Genomic DNA, 18,471 nt, shown 5'->3' with positions numbered 1-18,471 from the left:
CGCGATTGGCAGGTCGCGAGCCCCCATCGCGGCCAGGTCCGCTCCTACCGGGGGTAGGTGCTTCAATACAGCGCGCGGGCCTTCAGCGTGCCGTCGATCGCCGCCAGCTCGTTGCGCAGGGCGGCCGCGTGTTCTTCGCTGGTGGTGACGTCGATCACCACGTAGCCCACCTGCGCGGAGGTCTGCAGGTACTGGCCATCGATGTTGACGGCCGCGCGCGAGAAGACCTCGTTGACGCGCGAGAGCACGCCCGGGATGTTGCGGTGGATGTGCAGCAGGCGACGGCTGGTCGGGTGGCCGGGCAGGGAGACCTCCGGGAAGTTGATCGCCGAGAGGGTGCTGCCGTTGTCGCTGTAACGGACCAGCTTCGAGGCGACCTCGATGCCTATGTTCTCCTGCGCCTCGGCTGTGCTGCCGCCGACGTGGGGCGTGAGGATCACGTTGTCCATGCCGACCAGCGGCGAGACGAACGGATCGTCGTTGCCCTTGGGCTCGACCGGGAAGACGTCGATGGCCGCGCCCGCGAGATGCTTCGAGCGCAGCGCGTCGGCGAGGGCGTCGATGTCGACGACGGTGCCGCGCGAGGCGTTCACCAGCATGCTGCCCGGCCGCATGCGCCGGATCTCGTCCGCACCGATCATGTTCTTCGTGGACGCCGTCTCCGGCACGTGCAGCGTGACCACGTCCGCGCGTTCGAGCAGGTCGTCCAGGCTTGCCGCGGGACGCGCGTTGCCGAGCGAAAGCTTCGGTTCGATGTCGTGGAAGATCACGCGCATGCCCAGCGATTCGGCGAGCACGCCGACCTGCGTGCCGATGTGCCCGTAACCGACGATGCCCAGCACCTTGTCGCGCACCTCGAAGCTGCCCGCGGCCGATTTCGACCAGCCCCCGCGATGGCATTCCGCGTTCTTTTCGGGAATGCGGCGCACGAGCATGATCGTCTCGGCGATGACCAGTTCGGCCACGCTGCGCGTGTTGGAGTAGGGGGCGTTGAAGACGGGCACGCCGAGGCGTTCGGCTTCTGCCGAATCCACCTGGTTCGTGCCGATGCAGAAGCAGCCCACGGCGATTAGCCGGCGCGCTTCGGCGAGCACCTCCGCCGTCAGCTGCGTCCGCGAGCGGATGCCGACGATGTGCGCGTCGGCGATGCGCTCGATCAGGTCGTCGCCGGACAGCGATTTCTCGTGGAACTCGATCTGCGTGTAACCCGCCTGACGGAAGGTATCCAGCGCGCTGCGGCTGACGCCTTCCAGCAGGAGCACCTTGATGTCTTCCTTCGGGTACGACGTGCGCTTCATGGTCCGGACGGTCCTGGGAGGGAGTTCCCACTATGCCAGATATGCTGCGGCGCGGTAGACGCTCGGGCCGCCTTGCGGCACGCTGGACGCCTTCGCCAGCGAGCCGTCCCATGACCGATCCGCGCCTGTCCGACCTTCTCCACCAGATTCCCGGCCTCAAGGTGTCGACCGATCCCGGCGACCTCGAGCACCACGGCCGCGACTGGACGCGTCGCTGGAGGCCGGCGCCGCTGGCCATCGTCTGGCCGGCGTCGGTGGACGAGGTACAGGCGGTGGTGCGCTGGGCGCATGGCGCCGGCGTCGCTATCGTCCCGTCCGGCGGGCGCACCGGTCTTTCCGGTGGCGCCGTGGCGGCGCACGGCGAACTCGTCGTCAGCCTCGATCGCATGAACCGCGTGCTCGGCTTCGACCCGATCGACCGCACGCTCACCGTGCAGCCCGGCGTTCCGCTGGAGACCGTGCAGAACGCCGCGCGCGAACACGGCCTGCTCTATCCGGTGGACTTCGCCGCGCGTGGTTCCTGCCAGATCGGCGGGAACATCGCGACCAACGCCGGCGGCATCCGCGTCATCCGTTACGGCAACACGCGGCAATGGGTCGCCGGCCTGAAGGTCGTCACCGGCACCGGCGAACTGCTGGACCTCAACCGTGGCCTGATCAAGAACGCCTCGGGCTACGACCTGCGCCATCTCGTGATCGGTTCGGAGGGTACGCTGGGCATCGTCGTGGAAGCGACGCTGACGCTCACCTCGCCACCGCCGCCCTCGCAGGTGATGTTGCTCGCGGTGCCCGCGATGGACGCGCTCATGAAGGTGTTCGCCGAAGCGCGGCACAGCCTCCGTCTGGAAGCCTTCGAGTTCTTCACCGATCGGGCCCTTCGTCACGTGCTGGCGCACGGGGCGCAGCAGCCGTTCGAAGAGACGCACCCGTTCTACGTCGTCACGGAATTCGACGCGGCCGACGACCAGGCCGAAGCCGCCGCGCTCGGTTTCTTCGAGTTGTGCATGGAGGAGGGCTGGGTCGTCGACGGCGTGATCAGCTCGAGCGACGCGCAGGCGGCATCGCTGTGGCGGTTGCGCGAAGGCATCACGGAGAGCCTCGCGCCACATAAGCCATACAAGAACGACGTGTCGGTGCGCATTTCCGCCGTGCCCGCGTTCATGGCGGAGATGGAGGCGCTTCTGTCCGAGGGATACCCGCACTTCGAGGTGGTCTGGTTCGGCCACATCGGGGACGGCAACTTGCACATCAACGTCCTCAAGCCGGCGGAACTCGACAACGCGCGGTTCGTCGAGCAGTGCGAGCACGTCACGACGCTCCTGGTCGACACGCTCGCCCGGCACGGCGGCAGCATCTCGGCCGAGCACGGCATCGGCCTGGTGAAGAAGCCCTGGCTCGGCAGCGTGCGCAGCGACGCCGAGATCGCGCTGATGCGCGCCATCAAGGCGGCGTGGGATCCGAAGGGCATCATGAACCCGGGCAAGCTGCTGTAACCTAGGCACTTTCCACGCCCCGCAGGACTTTCCATGGCCCAGGATTCACCCGACCTCTATCCGCCGATCGAGCCGTTCAACAGCGGCATGCTCCAGGTGTCGCCGTTGCATACGCTCTATTTCGAGGAGAGCGGCAATCCGCAGGGCAAGCCGGTCGTCTTCCTGCATGGCGGTCCGGGCGGCGGGACGAATCCGCGCTGCCGCCGTTTCTTCGATCCGGCGACGTACCGCATCGTCCTGTTCGACCAGCGCGGCTGCGGCAGGTCCACGCCGCACGCGGAGCTGACCGACAACACCACCTGGGACCTCGTCGCGGACATCGAGCGGGTCCGCGAATACCTGGGCATCGACCGCTGGCAGGTCTTCGGCGGCTCGTGGGGATCGACGCTGGCGCTCGCCTATGCCGAAACGCACCCGGAGCGCGTCACCGAACTCGTGCTGCGCGGCATCTTCATGCTGCGCCGCTCGGAACTCGAATGGTTCTACCAGTCCGGCTGCGACCAGCTCTACCCGGACGCGTGGGAAACGTATCTGTCCGCGATTCCGCAGGCCGAGCACGGCGATCTCATCAGCGCCTACCATCGCCGGCTGACGAGCGACGATCCGGCGGTGCGCGTCGCCGCGGCGCGCGCGTGGTCGGTGTGGGAAGCCGCCACGAGCTACCTTTATCAGGACGAAGGCCACATGGCCTCCAGCGGCGAGGACGAGTTCGCGCTCGCGTTCGCGCGCATCGAGTGCCACTACTTCGTCAACGCGGGATTCTTCGAGGTCGACGGCCAGCTGCTGCGCGACGTTGGCCGCATCCGCCACATCCCCACCGTGATCGTGCAGGGTCGCTACGACGTCGTCTGCCCGGTCCGCAGCGCATGGGACCTGCACCGCGCGTTCCCGGAAGCCGACCTGCGCATCGTGCAGGACGCCGGCCACTCGGCGTTCGAGCCCGGCATCACGCGCGAGCTGGTGCGGGCCACCGATCGCTTCGCGAACCGATAGGCGGCGCTTCGCGCCGCATCGCCGATACGATCGGCTCCCACCCTCCGGTAGCCACCTACCGAAGGGTGGGAGCCGATCGTATCGGCGAAAAGGCGCCCGGCCGTCGCCGGGCACCTCACATCATCGCAGGATCGTCGGCAGCGTCAGCATGTCCACCACGAAGCCGTCGTGGTCCGATGAGCCGATCGCCTTGCGCTTGTCCGTGGCGGTCGCCGCGTCGTCCAGCGTCTGCACGGGCGCGTCGAGGTTGCCGCGACCGTACTGCATCTGCAGGAACAGGCCGCGCGCGACCGTGTTGAGCAGCGCATGGTCCAGCACCTGGTGGGTGGGCACCTGGCGCGGGCTCTGGCCCTGGATGTTGCCGAAGTTCTCGGTGAACAGGAACGAGTAGCGATCCTGCGCGGGCACCGATTCCACGGCGTTCCACAGCGCCGGCTTCACCACGTTGCCGCCGAGCTTCAGCAGGTTCTGGCTGTCGTCGTAACGGCCCGAGATCAGGCCGACCACGTCGGTGAAGCCATCGCTGAACTGATACGCGTTGAAATCGCCGACGACCAGCAGCGGTGCCAGCAGGTTCTTCCGGCCCGTCTGCAACGCCTGCACCTGCGTGGCGAGCGACTTCGCCTGCAGGAAGCGTTTCTGGCGATCGCGCTCCGCCGTCGTGCCGGTCTTGTCGACGTTCTGGCGCGCCTTCGGATGCACCGCGATCACATTGACCCGCACGCGTCCGACCAGCGACGGCACTTCGGCCGTGAGCAACAGCGGCGGATGATCGTGCACGAACGCCGTGGCACCCTGGTCCTGCCAGGTTTCGTCGGCGCCGAGCTGACGCACGTCGAGCACGCGCACGCGGTCCGTGCGCACGAGGAAGCCGACGTTGATGCCGCTAGGATCGTGGCCCGGCTGCAGGATCGCTTCGTACTGGGCCGGATAGTCGTCGCCCAGCTGCTTCGCGAGTCCCTGCAGCACCTGCAGGCTCTTCACCTCTTCCACCGAGAGGATGTCCGGCAGCTTCAGCACGCTGCCGATGTATGCGGACAGGCGTTGCGTCTTAAGCTTCACCTCGTCGGCGGTCGGTTCCTTGTCGCCGCCGCTGCAGGTGAACGTGGTGTTGAACTCCGTATCGCAGAAACGCTCGGTGTTGAGCGCGCCGACGCGGGTGGCGTAGAACGGACGCGCATCCACGGCGCGCGGCAGCTCCGCGGCCTTCTTCACCGTCACCTTCGTCGGAATGAACGTGTACGCACCGAACGCGTACGACATGACGCCTTCGGCACGGAACGTCGTCCCGGCGTTGAACGGGGTGTTCGGCGCGACCGCGCCGAAGTCGGCGGTGTTCATCTTGAACACCTGCGGGTTGCCCGACCAGTTCGGCAGGTTCACGCCCTCGGGCACCGGCACGGTGTAGCGCACGCCCGGTTCGCGCAGCGAGCGCTTGCCGTTGGCGGTGACGTAGACCTCCGCGAACGGCTCGTTGCTGAAGCGCAGGTTGCCGGTGGTGATCATGCCGTTGTCGATCTGCACGCGCATGCCGACGTAGCACTGGAAGTTCGTCTCGCCGCAGGAAAGCGCGCTGGGGTCGGACGACGGCACGTCGTTACCGAACACGACTGCCTTCGGCAGCTTCGCGCCGCGCATCGTCGTGGTGATCGTGGCGTCCTTGAGCTCCGGCAGGCTGAAGTAGTTGTCGACCGTGGCTTCGACGTCGACCTTGTCGCCGGCCTTCACGGTCGGCGCGCCGCCGGTGAACACGTAGATGCCGTTCGAGGTGAGGCGGTCGGCATCGGCGCGATCATCGGGCGTCTGGATCGTGAAGCCCGCGGGGCCGACAGCCGTGACGACGTTGCCGCGCGTGGCGACACGCTTGCCGAGTAGCGGCGACACCTGGCCCCGGCCGGTGACCTGCCAGATCTCCGCGGCGACGGGAATCTGGTTGAGGATCGCGCCGATGGCCGACGCCTTCGCGATCGTGACGCCGCCACCGGAGGCGTTGGTCAGGTTCACGCGGAAGGCCTTGTCCGGACCGGCGGCGGTAGCGCCGTGCACCGTGACGTTCACCGCCGCGGACGTGCTGCCGGCCGGGATCGTGACGTCGGTCTCGACGGCGTCGTAATCGCCCGCCGCGACGGTGGCCGTGTCGTCGGCCGTGGCGGCGTGCACGGTGACATCGGCGGAGGACGGCTCGCTCAGCGTGACGGCGAACGGCACGGTCTGGTCGCCGCCGTTGCGGACGGTGACCGTGGCGTCGGCGATGGAGAGGCTCAGCCCGAACGACGCGCAGGGCGACGTGCTGGCGCGCGGCGCGGTCGGGGCGACCTTCACCCAGTCGGCCGCGTTGTCGCCGGTGGCCTGCGGCAGGCCCGAGCCGTTGGTGCGGCGGCCATACCCCTGGTCGGCGTTCGTGCTGCCAAGGCTCGTCAACGGCGTGCCGAGCTTATAGGCCGAGCCGGCGCTCAGGCCCACCTGGTCCACGATCGTGCCGGTGGCGTCGAGCAGGGCCAGGCCGCCGTCGTCCGTGACGCCCGTGTTGTACTTCACGTCCGGCGCCACGCTGCCGGAATACCCGCCGCTGGCACCGTTCGCGAGCAACAGGAAGCAGCCCGGCGCGAGGGTGGTGCCGGCCGGCAGCGTGGAGCGGGTGCTGGCGGTACCGCTGGCGTTGGATCCGTTGAGCTTGTAGCCGGACACGTCCAGAGGCGCGGTGCCGGTGTTCTGCAGCTCGACGAATTCGTCGTTGCCGCCGGCGGGGCCGCGGACGCGGAACTGGGTGATGGCCAGGTCGGCCGCCTGCAGCGGAAGAACGGCGGTGAGTCCCGCCAGCGCGGCCCAGATGGCGCGCCGTGTCGTGGTCGAACGCATTCGAATGTCCCCTCGAGTCGTTGGTATGTGTGCGACCCGAAGCGACGCGCGATCCCCTTGCGCGGCGTTCCCCCTGCGAGCCCACCCGGGGATTGTCCACCACGGATGTGACAGCGGGATGTGACAGAAACGGCGGCTTTCGAGGATCAGGTCGCCTTCTGCTTGGTACCGAAGATCTTGTCTCCGGCGTCGCCGAGACCGGGGAGGATGTAGCCCAGCTCGTTCAGGTGGTCGTCGATCGAGGCGACGTAGATCTCGATGTCCGGGTGCGCCGCCTCGATCCGCTTCAGGCCCTCCGGCGCGGCCACGAGGAACAGGCCCTTGATCTTCTTCGCGCCCGCGGCCTTGAGCATGTCGACGGTGGCCACCAGCGTGCCCGCCGTGGCGAGCATCGGATCGACGATGATCGCCGTGCGCTCGTCCATGCCGCCGCTGAGCTTCTCGTAGTACGCCACGGGTTCCAGCGTGTCTTCGTCGCGCTGCAGGCCGACCACGCTCACCTTCGCCGCCGGGATCATCTCCAGCACGCCCGTGAGCATGCCGAGGCCGGCGCGCAGGATCGGCACGATCGTCACCTTCTTGCCCTTGATGTGCGTCACCTCGACCGGGCCGGCCCAGCCGTCGATGGTCTTGCACTCGGTCTCCATGTCGGCCGTCGCCTCGTACGTGAGCAGCGCGGCGACCTCGGAAGCCAGCTCGCGGAACTCCTTCGTGCTGATGCCGGCCCGACGCATGAGGCCGAGCTTGTGCTGGATGAGGGGGTGACGGACTTCGACGATCTTCATGCGCGCGGGTCGTGTGGCGGACGGGTGGTCGATTGTCCCATAGGCGAGACAAGAGGGACGGGGAGTGGGGTGTGGTCCCGCGAACGGCCGTGCCGCCCCCACTTCCCGACCCCCACCCCCGAACGCGTGACTCAGCCCTTCAGACAGCTGCTCATGAAGGTCTTCCGCTCGTCGCCCTTGAGGCTCTTCGCCGAAGCGTCGGCGTTGCAGGTCTTCATCTTTTCCTGCTGGGAAGCCTTCGCGGGCTGCTCGCCCTTCAGGCAGCTGCTCATGAACGCCTTGCGCGCGTCGCCCGACTTGCCGGCGGCCTGCGCATTGCAGGTGCTCATGCGCTGCTGTTGTGGCGTGAGGTCTTTCTTTCCGGCCGCCTGCTGGGGCGCGGCGAGCGCACCGGCGGCGAAGCAGAGGAGGGAAGAAACGGCGAGGACACGAAGCTGCGTACGCATGGCGAACCCCTACGTGACGCCGGGCAGTCCGGCCGCCAGAGCTTAGCGCGATCCCGCGTGGTAGGAGCGCGCCCTGCGCGCGACATGTTTTCGCGAGGCGCGACAGGCCCTGTGGCTCATCGCCCCAACACATGTCGCGCGCAGGGCGCGCTCCTACAACGCACGCGGCTAGCTAGGCCGCCTTGTCCGCCGAGGCGCTGCGGCGCGGGCCTTCGGTCAGGGCGTGGCGGATCTCGTCCACGATCAGGTCGACCTCCGCGCTGGTGACGCGGAAGTGCGGCGTGAAGCGGAGCGAATTCGCGCCGCCGTGGATGACGCCGATGCCGCGTTCGCGCATGTATTCCTCGGTCGAACCTTCGCCGAAGCATTTGAACTCCGACGACAGCTCGCAGGAGAAGAGCAGGCCGGTGCCCTGCACCTTGGTGATCAGGCCACCGAGTTCGCCCTTGAGCTGCTCGATCTTCTTCACGAATTCCTGGCCGCGATCGCGGATGTTGGCGCGGACCTCGTCGGTGAGTTCGCCCAGCGTGGCGAGCGCGACGTCGAGCGCGCGCGGATTCGCCGTCATGGTGTTGCCGTAGATGCCCTTGCGGTAGAGCCCCGCGACGCGATCGGTGACCGCGAGCACCGAGAGCGGGTACTGGCCCGCGTTCAGCGCCTTCGAGAAGGTTTCCATGTCCGGCGGGTCGAGCGATTCGAAGCCCGGGTAATCGACGATCGACAGGACGCCATGCGCACGCAGGCCCGCCTGGATCGAATCGACCAGCAGCACGGTGCCGTGCTCGCGCGTCAGTTCGCGCGCGGCGGCGTAGAACTCCGGCGTGACGGCGCGGCCCGGATCGCCTTCGCCCATCACCGGTTCGAGGAACATCGCCTCGACGAACCAGCCCTGGCGATCCGCTTCGGCGAACGCGGCCTTGAGCTGCGCCACGTTGTACGGCTCGACCGTGATCAGGCTGTCTTCGTTGCGAAAGCTCGCCAGGTGCTGCTGGTAATTGCGGCGCGACGAATCGGAGTAGAGCGCCGGCCGCTCGGTGCGCCCGTGGAACGCGCCCTTCACCGCGAGGCGCTTGATGGTACGGCCCGCGTGGCGGCCGCCGGCGTCGGTCATCAGGCGCGCGTTGACGTCGGCGATGCGACCGGCGAGCGTCACCGATTCCGAACCCGAATTGAGGAACAGGAAATGCGAATACGGGCTGCCGCCACGCGAGCGCCCGAGTTCGCGACGCAGCGCTTCGCACAGGCGCAGCTGCGACACGTTGGCGGTCATCACGTTCGCCATCACCTGCGGACGCGACATGGCCTCGAGGATGGCGTCCGGGTTGTGGCCGAAGCCGAGCATGCCGTAGCCGCCGTCGTCGTGGATCACGGCGCCCTTCAGCGTGACGATCCACGGGCCGCGCGCGGCGGCGGGGACGTACGGATTCACGCCGTCGTCCGGATAGAAGTTCACGACGCCGCATTGCAGATCGAGGATCTGTTCGGCTTCGTCCTTGCGCAGGAAATCCGCCATGTCGGCGCGCAGCTCGCGATGGCGCGCGACCGCTTCGTCGATGGCGCGACCGAGCGAGGGATCCTGGGCGGCGAAACGCTCGACGACGTCATCGGAAAGACCCGTCGTACGCGGCGCGCCGCCGAACTCGCGCATTTCGCGCAGATGACCGATAACGCCCATGGACCCACTCCTCTTCCGGATGACGCGGCACTGGCTTGGATCGATCCCTTAAGAGGCCGCTAAGTATCTATATGTAAAGGGATTATTGACCCAGCATAGCATGCGGTTTTTGGCCGCGTAACCCCCGGGTGACGGTTGTCACATCCGCACAATGACGCAAGCGACTGCCGCCAATGGCTTGCGCGGGAATATGTTGCAACGCAAGGAGGGGCCCATGAACCAAGACACGCGCATCGCAAGGCTGGCCGGCGTCCGCAAGCGCTACGGGAACATCGTCGCGCTCGACGGCATCGACCTCGACATCCACCGCGGCGAACTGGTGGCGCTGCTCGGTCCGAACGGCGCGGGCAAGAGCACCAGTATCGCGTTGCTGCTCGGTCTGCATCGCGCCGACGCGGGGGCCGTGACGCTCTTCGGTCGCGATCCGCAGGATATCGCGGCTCGGCGGCGGATCGGCGTCATGCTCCAGTCCGCCGTCCTGCCGGACACGCTCCGCGTGGCCGAACTGCTCCGGCTGACCGCGAGCTATTACCCCGAGCCGCGCGCGATCGCGGAATGCGCGGCCATCGCCGGCGTCGCCGACCTCATGACCCGGCGCTACGGTGCCCTGTCCGGGGGACAGCAGCGGCGCGTGCAGTTCGCCATGGCGATCGTCGGCCGGCCGGAGATCCTCTTCCTGGACGAACCGACCGTCGGCATGGACATCGACGCGCGGCAGTCCCTGTGGGCGGCGATCCGGCAGATGCTGAAGGAACGTTGCGCGGTGGTGCTGACGACGCATTACCTGGAAGAGGCCGAGGCGCTCGCCGACCGCGTCTGCGTGATCGCGAAGGGGAGCGTGGTGTCGCAAGGCAGCGTCGACGCGTTGCGTGCCCACGTCGCGCTGCGTCGCATCCGCTGCGTCACCGCGCTGGATGCGGCCGACGTCGCGCGCTGGCCGCGAGTGGTCTCCGTCGACGTCCAGCAGGGCCGCCTGACCGTCGCGACCGCGGATGCCGAAGGGGTCGTACGCCGTCTGCTGGACGCCGATCCGTCGCTCGCCGAACTCGAAGTGCGACGCGCCGGCCTTGCCGAAGCGTTCCAGGAAATCACCCGCGAATCCGCCGCCGTGCAGGAGGCCGCATGACCACCATCGAGAGCGTCGCCACGCCAGTCATGAGCGCGGGCCGCAACGTCGCCGCGTACGTCGAGGAAGCGCGGGCCGAATGCCTGCGCTACCTGCGCAATCCCGGATTCCTCCTGCCGACGCTGCTGTTCCCGTCGGTGTTCTACCTCATGTTCGGGGTCTTCCTCGGTCACGCGAACGGGCCGGACGCGCCGCGTTATCTGCTCGCATCGTACGGCACGTTCGGCGTCATGGCGCCCGGGTTGTTCGGTTTCGGGGTCTCGCTCGCGCTCGAACGGGATACCGGCCTGCTCACGCTGAAACGCGCGCTGCCGATGCCGCCGGGCGCCTACCTGATCGGCAAGATGGCCATGGCGGTGCTGGTCGCGGCCATCGTGTCGGCGATCATGCTGTGTCTCGCGATCTTCGTCGCCGGCGTGCACCTCGCCGCGCCGCGCATCGCCGCGTTCTTCCTGCTGGAGGTCCTGGGCGTGCTGCCGTTCGCGGCGCTCGGGTTGCTGATCGCCACGCTGATCAAGGGGCAGGGTGCGCCAAGCGTGGTCAACCTCGTGTACCTGCCGATGGCGTTCCTGTCCGGGCTGTGGTTCCCGCTGTCGATCATGCCTTCCGCGATCCAGGCGATCGCGCCGCTGTGGCCGGCGTATCACCTCGACCGGCTCGCGCTCGGTGCCGTCGGCCTGGGCACGGATGCGCCCTGGCCGCATGTCGCGGTCCTGGCCGGCTACACGGTCGTCTTCGTCACGCTGGCGACGCGTCGCCTGCGCCGGCACGGTTGAAGTAGCATGACGGCTCGGCTCACTGGGGGGACGTCGACGATGCGCTCGTGGTTCCGGCCGGCGCCGGGTTCGTTGTGGAGCCGCTTTCGCGGGCAGCCGAGGCTGCGCATCGCGAGCATGTTCCACCTCGTGTGGACGGTGTACGTCTTCGGTGACCTCGTCTTCCGCAACGACATCGGGCCGTACTGGATCCTGGCCACGGCGTTGTCGTTCCCCACGTTCCTCTTCCTCTACGCGCAGGCGTACCTGCGCCCCGTCGCCATGGCCCCGTGGCTCGCGGTCCTCGTAGCGCTGCTCGGTTACGCGACGATGGGCTTCAACGCCAGTGGCGGCGGCTGTTACGTCATCTACGCCTGCGCGATGCTGGGCTTCGACGGCGCGCCGCGTCGCTGCCTGGCCAGCATGGCGGCGGTGCTCGCGGGCTTCGTCGCCATCGCCTGGTTCGTCGTGCACTGGCCGTACGCGGCGATCGCGACGGTGTCGTTCATCGCCTTCGGCGTGGGCACCATCAACGTCGTCTACCGCTACAACGCCGAGCGCGACGTCGAACTGAAGCTGTCGCACGACGAGATCCGCCGGCTCGCCGCGACCGCCGAGCGCGAGCGCATCGGCCGCGACCTGCACGATCTGCTCGGGCATACGCTTTCGCTGATCACGCTGAAGCTGGAGCTTTCCCGGCGTCTCGCGGATCGCGATCCGGTCGCCGCGAAGCGCGAGGTCGAAGAGGCGGAGCAGGTGGCGCGGCACGCGCTGGCCGAGGTGCGTTCCGCCGTGACGGGCATCCGCGCCTCGGGCCTCGTCGCGGAACTGGCCGCGGCGCGGCTGCTCCTGATCAGCTCGCAGATCGAGTTCGTCTACGCGAACGACCTGCCCGAGGTGCCCGCGCGGATCGACAATCAGCTGGCGCTCGTCCTGCGCGAAGCCGTCACCAACATCCATCGCCACGCGCGTGCCACGTATGCCGAGGTAAGCCTCGTGGTGGATGCGCGCACCTGCATCCTCACCGTGCGGGACGACGGCCGCGGCGTCACCGGCGAGGAAGGCAACGGCATCTGCGGCATGCGCGAACGCGTGCGTTCGCTCGGCGGAACGCTGGCGTTCGAATCGGGCCAGGGGAAGGGGACGTCGTTGCGGATCGAGGTACCGCTGCGACCCGAGGATCGCGCGCTGCCGCCGCAACCCGCGGTGCTGCCGGGAACCCACGACAGGCTCGCGTCGTGATCCGCGTGCCGCCACCTCACCGCGACTCCCTGCTGGGCGGATTGCGCTCGCCGGTCTACCTGCGCTGGCAGGGCGGAGTGCAGGTGTTCTGGCTGGTCGCCCTCATCCAGGCGCCGTTGGCGGTGAAGGGATTCGACTGGGACTGGATGGCGCCGACGCTGATCTCCATTCCCGTCTACCTCGTGTGCTACGTCAGCGTCTATGTGGCGCCGTTGTCGAGGCTGCCGTTCAACGCGGCGATGATCACGCTGCTCGGCTTCACGCTGTGGCCCGTCAATCCGGTGTCGGTGGGCTACGTGGTGATCGGCGTGACGCTGCTCGCCTACGCTCGCCGCGCGCGCGTCTGGTTGCTCGGTACGCTGGTCGCGACCGTCGTCACCCAGGTGTGGGTGATGCTGTTCCATGTGCCCCAGGTGCACGTGCTCGTCGTTTTCGGTGTGTCGCTCGCCGCGGGCTTCAGCAATTTCCTCTACGTGCGTGGCGCGCGGCGCGACGCGGAGCTGCGTCTGTCCCAGGCGGAAGTGCGCCGGCTCGCGACGCTCGCGGAGCGCGAGCGCATCGGGCGCGACCTGCACGATCTGCTGGGCCATACGCTGTCGCTGATCACGCTGAAATCGGAACTGGCCAGGCGCCTCGCGCTCGCCGATCCCGCGCGTGCGCAACAGGAGATGGAGGAGGTGGAGCGCGTCGCCCGCCACACGCTCGCCGAAGTGCGCAGCGCCGTGACCGGGTTGCGCGCCGGCGACCTGGCCAGCGAACTCGTCTCGGCCCGGTTGATGCTGGAAGCGTCGGGCATCGCGCTGCATACCGAGCTACCGGACGGGTTCGACCTGCCGCAGGCCACCGAGGCGACGCTGTCGCTCGTCCTGCGCGAGGCGGTCACCAACATCCATCGTCACTCGCGCGCCACCGAGGCGCACGTCGTCATTTCACGCAAGGGGCAGGACTTCGCGATGCGCATCACGGACAACGGCTGCGGCGGACTCGCCGCGCACGGCAACGGCGTGTCGGGCATGCGCGAGCGCATGCGCCAGATCGGTGGGAGGCTCGCGATCGATTCGCCTCCGAAACAGGGTACGGTGCTGTCCATCGATGTTCCCGGCCATGCCGGTCGCATGGAGCGCATCGCATGATCCGCGTGCTGCTCGCCGAGGACCAGGCGATGGTGCGCGGCGCGCTGTCGGCGCTGCTGAACCTGGAGTCCGACATCGAGGTGCTCGCGTCCGCGGCCGACGGCGAGGCGGCATGGCGCGAGGTCCAGCGCCTGAAGCCGGATGTCCTCGTCACCGACATCGAGATGCCCGGACTCACCGGCCTCGAACTCGCCCAGCGCATCCGCCGGCACGAATTGCCGGTGAAGGTGATCATCGTGACGACGTTCGCGCGACCGGGTTTTCTTCGCCGCGCGCTCGACGCCGGCGTGGGCGGATATCTCCTGAAGGACGCCCCGGCCGAAGGACTCGCCGACGCCCTGCGCACCGTGCACCGGGGCGGCCGCGCCATCGATCCGCAGCTGGCGCTGGAAGCCTGGTCGGACGCCGATCCGCTGAACGACCGCGAGCGCCAGGTGCTCCGGCTGGCGGGGGAGGGGCACTCGGCGAGCGACATCGGCAGCCAGCTCAACCTGTCGCACGGTACCGTGCGGAACTACCTCTCCGAGGCTATCGGCAAGCTGGGCGCCGCCAACCGCATCGAGGCATACCGGCTGGCCCGCCAGAAGGGCTGGCTCTGAACGGGGGCTGTGGGAAGCGCGCTAGCGCGCGAACGGCCGGAGCGAAACCGAAGTCCGCCCGATAGGCGATAATGCGGCCACCGTTCCGCCGCCCGGCCGTCCCGTGAAAAGATCCGACTTCGATTTCGACCTCCCGCCCGAACTCATCGCGCAGGCGCCGCTCGCCCGCCGGTCGGGGAGCCGCCTGCTGGTGGTGGATGTCGAGGCGCACACGAAGAAGGACCGCCGCTTCACCGACCTGCCCGAGATGCTCCGCCCCGGCGACCTGCTGGTGTTCAACGACACCCGCGTGCTGCCGGCGCGCCTCTACGGCCGCAAGGAGTCCGGCGGCGCCGTCGAGATCCTGATCGAGCGCGTGACCGGCGCCCACGAGGCCCGCGCGCAGCTCGGCGTCAGCAAGAAGCCCAAGGAGGGCGGACGGATCGAGCTCGCCGACGGCAGCATGGTCACCGTGCTGGGCCGCGAGGGCGAATTCTTCCTGCTTCGCTTCGAGGGCGACGAGCCCCTGGAGCGCCTGCTCTCGCGGCTGGGCGAGATGCCGCTGCCGCCGTACATCGAGCGCGGCGCGGAGGAGGCCGACAAGGAGCGCTACCAGACGGTGTTCGCGCGCGAGCCGGGCGCCGTCGCCGCGCCCACCGCCGGCCTGCACTTCGACGAGGAGTTGCTCGAGCGCCTCCGGGCGCGCGGCGTCGAGACGGGCTACGTCACGCTCCACGTGGGCGCCGGCACGTTCCAGCCGATGCGCGCCGACGACATCCGCGACCACGTGATGCATCGCGAATGGCTCAACGTGGGCGCCGCCCTGGTCGAGAAGATCCGCGCCACGCGCGCGGCCGGTGGCCGCGTCGTTGCGGTCGGGACCACCGTCGTGCGCGCGCTGGAGAGCGCCACGGTCGAAGGCGTGCTCCGGCCGTTCGCGGGCGAGACCCAGATCTTCATCTTCCCGGGCTACAGGATCACCAGCGTCGACGCCCTGATCACCAACTTCCACCTGCCGCAGTCGACCCTGCTGATGCTCGTCTCTGCCCTGGCGGGCAAGGAAGCGATCTTCGACGCCTACCGCTACGCGGTCCTGCAGCGCTACCGCTTCTTCTCCTACGGCGACGCGATGCTGATCCTGCCGAAGCCCGCGACGCCGGCCGCCTAAAGCTTTCCTTCCCGCCGCCGATAAGCCCACCGAACGACCCCATGGCGATGTGCGCCACGGGGCTCCACGGTACGGACGATGGCGAAGAAATCTCCCAAAGACGCTCCCCGCGAGCCGGTCGCGCTCGATGCCGACCTGCGCATCGCGGCCGCCCCGGCGCTGCGCGAGACGCTGCTCGCCGCCCTCGCGGCCGGCGGGCCGGTCCGCATCGACGCCGGCGCCGTCGCCCAGATCGACACGGCCGGCCTCCAGGTGCTGGCCGCCTTTTCGCGCGACGCGCGCGCCGCGGGCGTTCCCGTGGCGTGGGACGGTGTCAGCGACACGCTGCGCCGCGGCGTCGCCGCGCTCGACCTCACCGCTTTGATCGAACTGCCGGCCGACGCCGGCGTGAACTGAAGGTGCACTCATGGCAAAGATTCTTGCGGTAGACGACTCGGCCTCCATGCGCAGCATGGTGGCCTTCACCCTGCGCGGCGCCGGCCACGACGTCGACGAGGCCGACAACGGCCAGGCCGCGCTCGACACGGCGCGCGGCGCCAAATTCGACCTCGTGCTGGCCGACGTGAACATGCCGGTGATGGACGGCATCTCGATGGTGCGTGAAATGCGCACGATGGCCGGCTACAGCGGCGTGCCCATCCTGATGCTCACCACCGAGTCGAATCCGGAGAAGAAGATGGAAGGCAAGGCCGCCGGCGCGACCGGCTGGCTGGTCAAGCCGTTCGACCCCGACCAGCTGCTGGCCACCGTCGCCCGCGTGCTCGGCTGATCCACCCGTCCACGTTCCGGCAACCGAAGGCTCCACCCTCATGTCCAAAGTCGATCTGGCGCAATTCCACAAGGCGTTCCACGAGGAAAGCCTCGATGGCCTCGACGCCATGGAGCAGGCGCTCCTCGCACTGGACGAGGGCGCGACGGACCCGGAACTGATCAACGTCGTGTTCCGCGCCGCCCATTCGATCAAGGGCGGCGCGGCCACGTTCGGTTTCACCGACGTGGCGGCCTTCACCCATGTGGCCGAGAACCTGATGGACGAGGTCCGCAGCGGCCGCCGTCCGATGGAAAAGGCCGTCGTGGAGCTGCTGCTCCGCTCGGGCGACACCGTGCGCGACATGCTCGCGCTGTCGATGGCCGGCCAGCCGGCCGCCACGCCGGAGAGCCAGGCGCTGCTCGCCGAGCTGTCCGCGATGGTCTCGGGCGGCACGGCCGCGCCGGTCGTCGCGAAGGCGGCCGCCGTGGCCGAGGAGATCGAAGGCTGGGACATCGCGTTGCGTCCGTTCGATTACCTGCTCAAGACGGGCAACGATCCCGCGCGCATGTTCCGCGAGCTGGCGACGCTCGGGCCGCTGCGGGTCACGTGCGACGCCAGCAAGCTGCCTGCGCTGGCCGACATGGACGCGTCGTCGTCCTACCTCGGGTGGACGCTCGGCCTCGACGCCGGCGCGAAGCGCGTGGCGGTGGAAGGCGTGTTCGACTGGGTCGACGGCGACTGCGACCTGTCCATCGTGCCGCGCATCGCCGCGCCGGCCGTCGTCGCCGCTCCGGCGGCTGTCCCGGCCGCCCCGCCGCGCGCCGTCCGCGAGGTCGCGGCGAGCAGCGAGGCCAGTTCGGTCCGCGTGGGTATCGAAAAGATCGACACCCTCATCAACCTCGTCGGCGAACTGGTCATCACGCAGTCGATGCTCAGCCAGTTCCAAGACGGCGTGGACGCCTCGCAGCTGGAGATGCTGCGCCAGGGCCTCGCCCAGCTGTCGCGTCACACGCGCGAGCTGCAGGAAAGCGTGATGAGCATCCGCATGCTGCCCATCAGCACCGTCTTCAACCGCTTCCCGCGCCTGGTCCGCGACCTGGCGCAGAAGCTCGACAAGAAGGTCGTCCTCGACCTGCGCGGCGAGACCACCGAGCTCGACAAGACCGTGCTGGAGAAAATCGGCGATCCGCTCGTCCACCTCGTCCGCAACGCGATCGACCACGGCCTCGAAGTGCCCGCGAAGCGGCTCGCGGCAGGGAAGGGCGACACCGGCACGCTGCGCATGGAGGCCTTCCATCGTGGCGGCTCCATCGTGGTCGAAGTGGCCGACGATGGCGCGGGCCTGAACCGCGACGCCATCGTCGCCAAGGCCGTGCAGCGCGGCATCATCGCGTCGGGCGACGGCATGTCCGACGACGCCGTTGCCGAACTCATCTTCGAAGCGGGTTTCTCCACCGCCGCCGCGACCACGGATCTCTCGGGCCGTGGCGTGGGCATGGACGTCGTTCGCCGCAACGTCATGGACCTCGGCGGCACGGTCGCCATCCGCAGCGTGCACGGCAGCGGCACCACGTTCACGATCACGCTTCCGCTCACGCTCGCGATCATCGACGGCCTCACCGCCGCCGTGGGCGCCGAGACCTACATCGTTCCGCTGGTCTCCATCGTCGAATCGGTGCAGGTGAAGCCGGACGCCGTTCGTAGCGTCGCCGGCGGCGGCGAGCTCTTCCGCTTCCGCGACCACTGGCTGCCGATCGTCCGCCTCTACGACGTATTCGGCTGCGACGGCCAGCGCCGCGCGATCGACGAGGGCATCGTCATCGTGGTGGAAGGCGAGGGCACCCGGATCGGCCTCTTCGTCGACGAACTGATCGGCCAGCAGCAGGCGGTCGTGAAATCGCTCGAGGCGAACTACCGCCGCGTCGCGGGCATTTCCGGCGCCACGATCCTGGCCGACGGTTCCGTCGCCCTCATCGCCGACGTCACCGGCCTCGTCCGCATGCAGTCCCGCCGCAAAGCCGCCTGACCGCGCAAGGCGGCCCCGGCGGCGACAGCTCTTCGTGCGGGTGTTGTGGGAGCGGACCTGGCCGCGACAGCTTCTCGCCGAAAGCAACAGGTCCTGCGGCTCTTCGCCAAAAGCAGTCGCGGCCAGGTCCGCTCCCACAGAAA

The 18,471-nt window shown here is 68.7% G+C and carries 16 protein-coding genes; 11 read left to right on the top strand and 5 right to left on the bottom strand.

From position 1 onward, the window contains the following. Positions 1–62 precede the first annotated feature (62 nt). Positions 63–1,298, bottom strand: coding sequence for a phosphoglycerate dehydrogenase (gene serA / locus BMW54_RS08595; RefSeq protein ID WP_090054623.1), 1,236 nt, complete (start codon positions 1,296–1,298; stop codon positions 63–65). A gap of 110 nt (positions 1,299–1,408) precedes the next feature. Here serA and BMW54_RS08590 point away from each other — a divergent pair, with 110 nt between their 5' ends. Both BMW54_RS08590 and pip read left to right on the top strand, forming a co-directional pair. Continuing rightward, a complete protein-coding gene (locus BMW54_RS08590; RefSeq protein WP_090054622.1) occupies positions 1,409–2,791 on the top strand; it encodes an FAD-binding oxidoreductase in 1,383 nt (460 codons plus the stop codon). A gap of 33 nt (positions 2,792–2,824) precedes the next feature. After that, complete coding sequence (gene pip / locus BMW54_RS08585) at positions 2,825–3,784, top strand: prolyl aminopeptidase (protein WP_090054621.1); 960 nt, start codon at positions 2,825–2,827, stop codon at positions 3,782–3,784. Between the two features lie 120 nt (positions 3,785–3,904). On the opposite strand, the gene BMW54_RS08580 is transcribed toward pip, so the two are convergent. The 4 genes from BMW54_RS08580 to BMW54_RS08565 form a co-directional block, all read right to left on the bottom strand. Next, positions 3,905–6,643, bottom strand: a complete 2,739-nt coding sequence (locus BMW54_RS08580) for a lamin tail domain-containing protein (RefSeq protein WP_090054620.1) — start codon at positions 6,641–6,643, stop codon at positions 3,905–3,907. A 146-nt stretch (positions 6,644–6,789) separates the two neighbouring features. Further along, complete coding sequence (gene upp / locus BMW54_RS08575) at positions 6,790–7,428, bottom strand: uracil phosphoribosyltransferase (protein ID WP_090054618.1); 639 nt, start codon at positions 7,426–7,428, stop codon at positions 6,790–6,792. 131 nt (positions 7,429–7,559) lie between these two features. Next, on the bottom strand, positions 7,560–7,874 hold the full coding sequence (locus BMW54_RS08570) for a PsiF family protein (protein WP_090054616.1): 315 nt from the start codon (positions 7,872–7,874) through the stop codon (positions 7,560–7,562). A 172-nt stretch (positions 7,875–8,046) separates the two neighbouring features. Beyond that, complete coding sequence (locus BMW54_RS08565; RefSeq protein WP_090054614.1) at positions 8,047–9,549, bottom strand: aminotransferase class III-fold pyridoxal phosphate-dependent enzyme; 1,503 nt, start codon at positions 9,547–9,549, stop codon at positions 8,047–8,049. A gap of 214 nt (positions 9,550–9,763) precedes the next feature. On the opposite strand from BMW54_RS08565, the gene BMW54_RS08560 reads away from it, so the two are divergent. From BMW54_RS08560 to BMW54_RS08520, 9 genes are all read left to right on the top strand, one after another. Beyond that, positions 9,764–10,675 carry an ABC transporter ATP-binding protein gene (locus BMW54_RS08560; protein WP_090054613.1) on the top strand — a complete coding sequence of 304 codons (912 nt, stop codon included), beginning with the start codon at positions 9,764–9,766 and terminating at the stop codon, positions 10,673–10,675. Further along, positions 10,672–11,451 (top strand): ABC transporter permease, encoded by a 780-nt coding sequence (locus tag BMW54_RS08555; protein WP_090054611.1) that lies wholly within the window; start codon positions 10,672–10,674, stop codon positions 11,449–11,451. The genes BMW54_RS08560 and BMW54_RS08555 overlap by 4 nt, the downstream gene beginning before the upstream one ends. A 39-nt stretch (positions 11,452–11,490) precedes the next feature. Beyond that, a complete protein-coding gene (locus tag BMW54_RS08550; protein WP_090054610.1) occupies positions 11,491–12,672 on the top strand; it encodes a sensor histidine kinase in 1,182 nt (393 codons plus the stop codon). Beyond that, the gene (locus tag BMW54_RS08545; protein WP_254779167.1) at positions 12,669–13,805 is read left to right on the top strand and encodes a sensor histidine kinase; all 1,137 of its coding nucleotides are present in this window, start codon (positions 12,669–12,671) and stop codon (positions 13,803–13,805) included. Before BMW54_RS08550 ends, BMW54_RS08545 begins: the two co-directional genes overlap by 4 nt. Further along, complete coding sequence (locus tag BMW54_RS08540; protein ID WP_090054608.1) at positions 13,802–14,404, top strand: response regulator transcription factor; 603 nt, start codon at positions 13,802–13,804, stop codon at positions 14,402–14,404. The genes BMW54_RS08545 and BMW54_RS08540 overlap by 4 nt, the downstream gene beginning before the upstream one ends. A 103-nt stretch (positions 14,405–14,507) precedes the next feature. Beyond that, on the top strand, positions 14,508–15,551 hold the full coding sequence (gene queA, locus BMW54_RS08535; protein WP_090054607.1) for a tRNA preQ1(34) S-adenosylmethionine ribosyltransferase-isomerase QueA: 1,044 nt from the start codon (positions 14,508–14,510) through the stop codon (positions 15,549–15,551). Between the two features lie 78 nt (positions 15,552–15,629). After that, positions 15,630–15,947, top strand: a complete 318-nt coding sequence (locus tag BMW54_RS08530; protein ID WP_090054606.1) for an STAS domain-containing protein — start codon at positions 15,630–15,632, stop codon at positions 15,945–15,947. Positions 15,948–15,957: 10 nt separating this feature from the next. Continuing rightward, positions 15,958–16,320 carry a response regulator gene (locus BMW54_RS08525; protein WP_090054604.1) on the top strand — a complete coding sequence of 121 codons (363 nt, stop codon included), beginning with the start codon at positions 15,958–15,960 and terminating at the stop codon, positions 16,318–16,320. A gap of 40 nt (positions 16,321–16,360) precedes the next feature. Beyond that, complete coding sequence (locus BMW54_RS08520; RefSeq protein ID WP_090054603.1) at positions 16,361–18,328, top strand: chemotaxis protein CheA; 1,968 nt, start codon at positions 16,361–16,363, stop codon at positions 18,326–18,328. Positions 18,329–18,471 lie beyond the last annotated feature (143 nt).

It is taken from the genome of Luteibacter sp. 329MFSha (assembly GCF_900111665.1).
Classification (GTDB): Bacteria; Pseudomonadota; Gammaproteobacteria; order Xanthomonadales; family Rhodanobacteraceae; genus Luteibacter.
Note: the sequence above shows the minus strand (reverse complement) of the source record. Positions and strands in the feature narration are given on the sequence as shown.

What these genes read in the sequence shown, in the direction of transcription:
- BMW54_RS08590 (WP_090054622.1), top strand. Translation starts at nt 1,409, where the DNA reads ATGACCGATCCGCGCCTGTCCGACCTTCTCCACCAGATTCCCGGCCTC.
- BMW54_RS08580 (WP_090054620.1), bottom strand. Translation starts at nt 6,643, where the DNA reads ATGCGTTCGACCACGACACGGCGCGCCATCTGGGCCGCGCTGGCGGGA.
- BMW54_RS08525 (WP_090054604.1), top strand. Translation starts at nt 15,958, where the DNA reads ATGGCAAAGATTCTTGCGGTAGACGACTCGGCCTCCATGCGCAGCATG.
- upp (WP_090054618.1), bottom strand. Translation starts at nt 7,428, where the DNA reads ATGAAGATCGTCGAAGTCCGTCACCCCCTCATCCAGCACAAGCTCGGC.
- BMW54_RS08520 (WP_090054603.1), top strand. Translation starts at nt 16,361, where the DNA reads ATGTCCAAAGTCGATCTGGCGCAATTCCACAAGGCGTTCCACGAGGAA.
- BMW54_RS08565 (WP_090054614.1), bottom strand. Translation starts at nt 9,549, where the DNA reads ATGGGCGTTATCGGTCATCTGCGCGAAATGCGCGAGTTCGGCGGCGCG.
- pip (WP_090054621.1), top strand. Translation starts at nt 2,825, where the DNA reads ATGGCCCAGGATTCACCCGACCTCTATCCGCCGATCGAGCCGTTCAAC.
- BMW54_RS08560 (WP_090054613.1), top strand. Translation starts at nt 9,764, where the DNA reads ATGAACCAAGACACGCGCATCGCAAGGCTGGCCGGCGTCCGCAAGCGC.
- BMW54_RS08555 (WP_090054611.1), top strand. Translation starts at nt 10,672, where the DNA reads ATGACCACCATCGAGAGCGTCGCCACGCCAGTCATGAGCGCGGGCCGC.
- BMW54_RS08540 (WP_090054608.1), top strand. Translation starts at nt 13,802, where the DNA reads ATGATCCGCGTGCTGCTCGCCGAGGACCAGGCGATGGTGCGCGGCGCG.
- BMW54_RS08550 (WP_090054610.1), top strand. Translation starts at nt 11,491, where the DNA reads ATGCGCTCGTGGTTCCGGCCGGCGCCGGGTTCGTTGTGGAGCCGCTTT.
- BMW54_RS08530 (WP_090054606.1), top strand. Translation starts at nt 15,630, where the DNA reads ATGGCGAAGAAATCTCCCAAAGACGCTCCCCGCGAGCCGGTCGCGCTC.
- BMW54_RS08570 (WP_090054616.1), bottom strand. Translation starts at nt 7,874, where the DNA reads ATGCGTACGCAGCTTCGTGTCCTCGCCGTTTCTTCCCTCCTCTGCTTC.
- serA (WP_090054623.1), bottom strand. Translation starts at nt 1,298, where the DNA reads ATGAAGCGCACGTCGTACCCGAAGGAAGACATCAAGGTGCTCCTGCTG.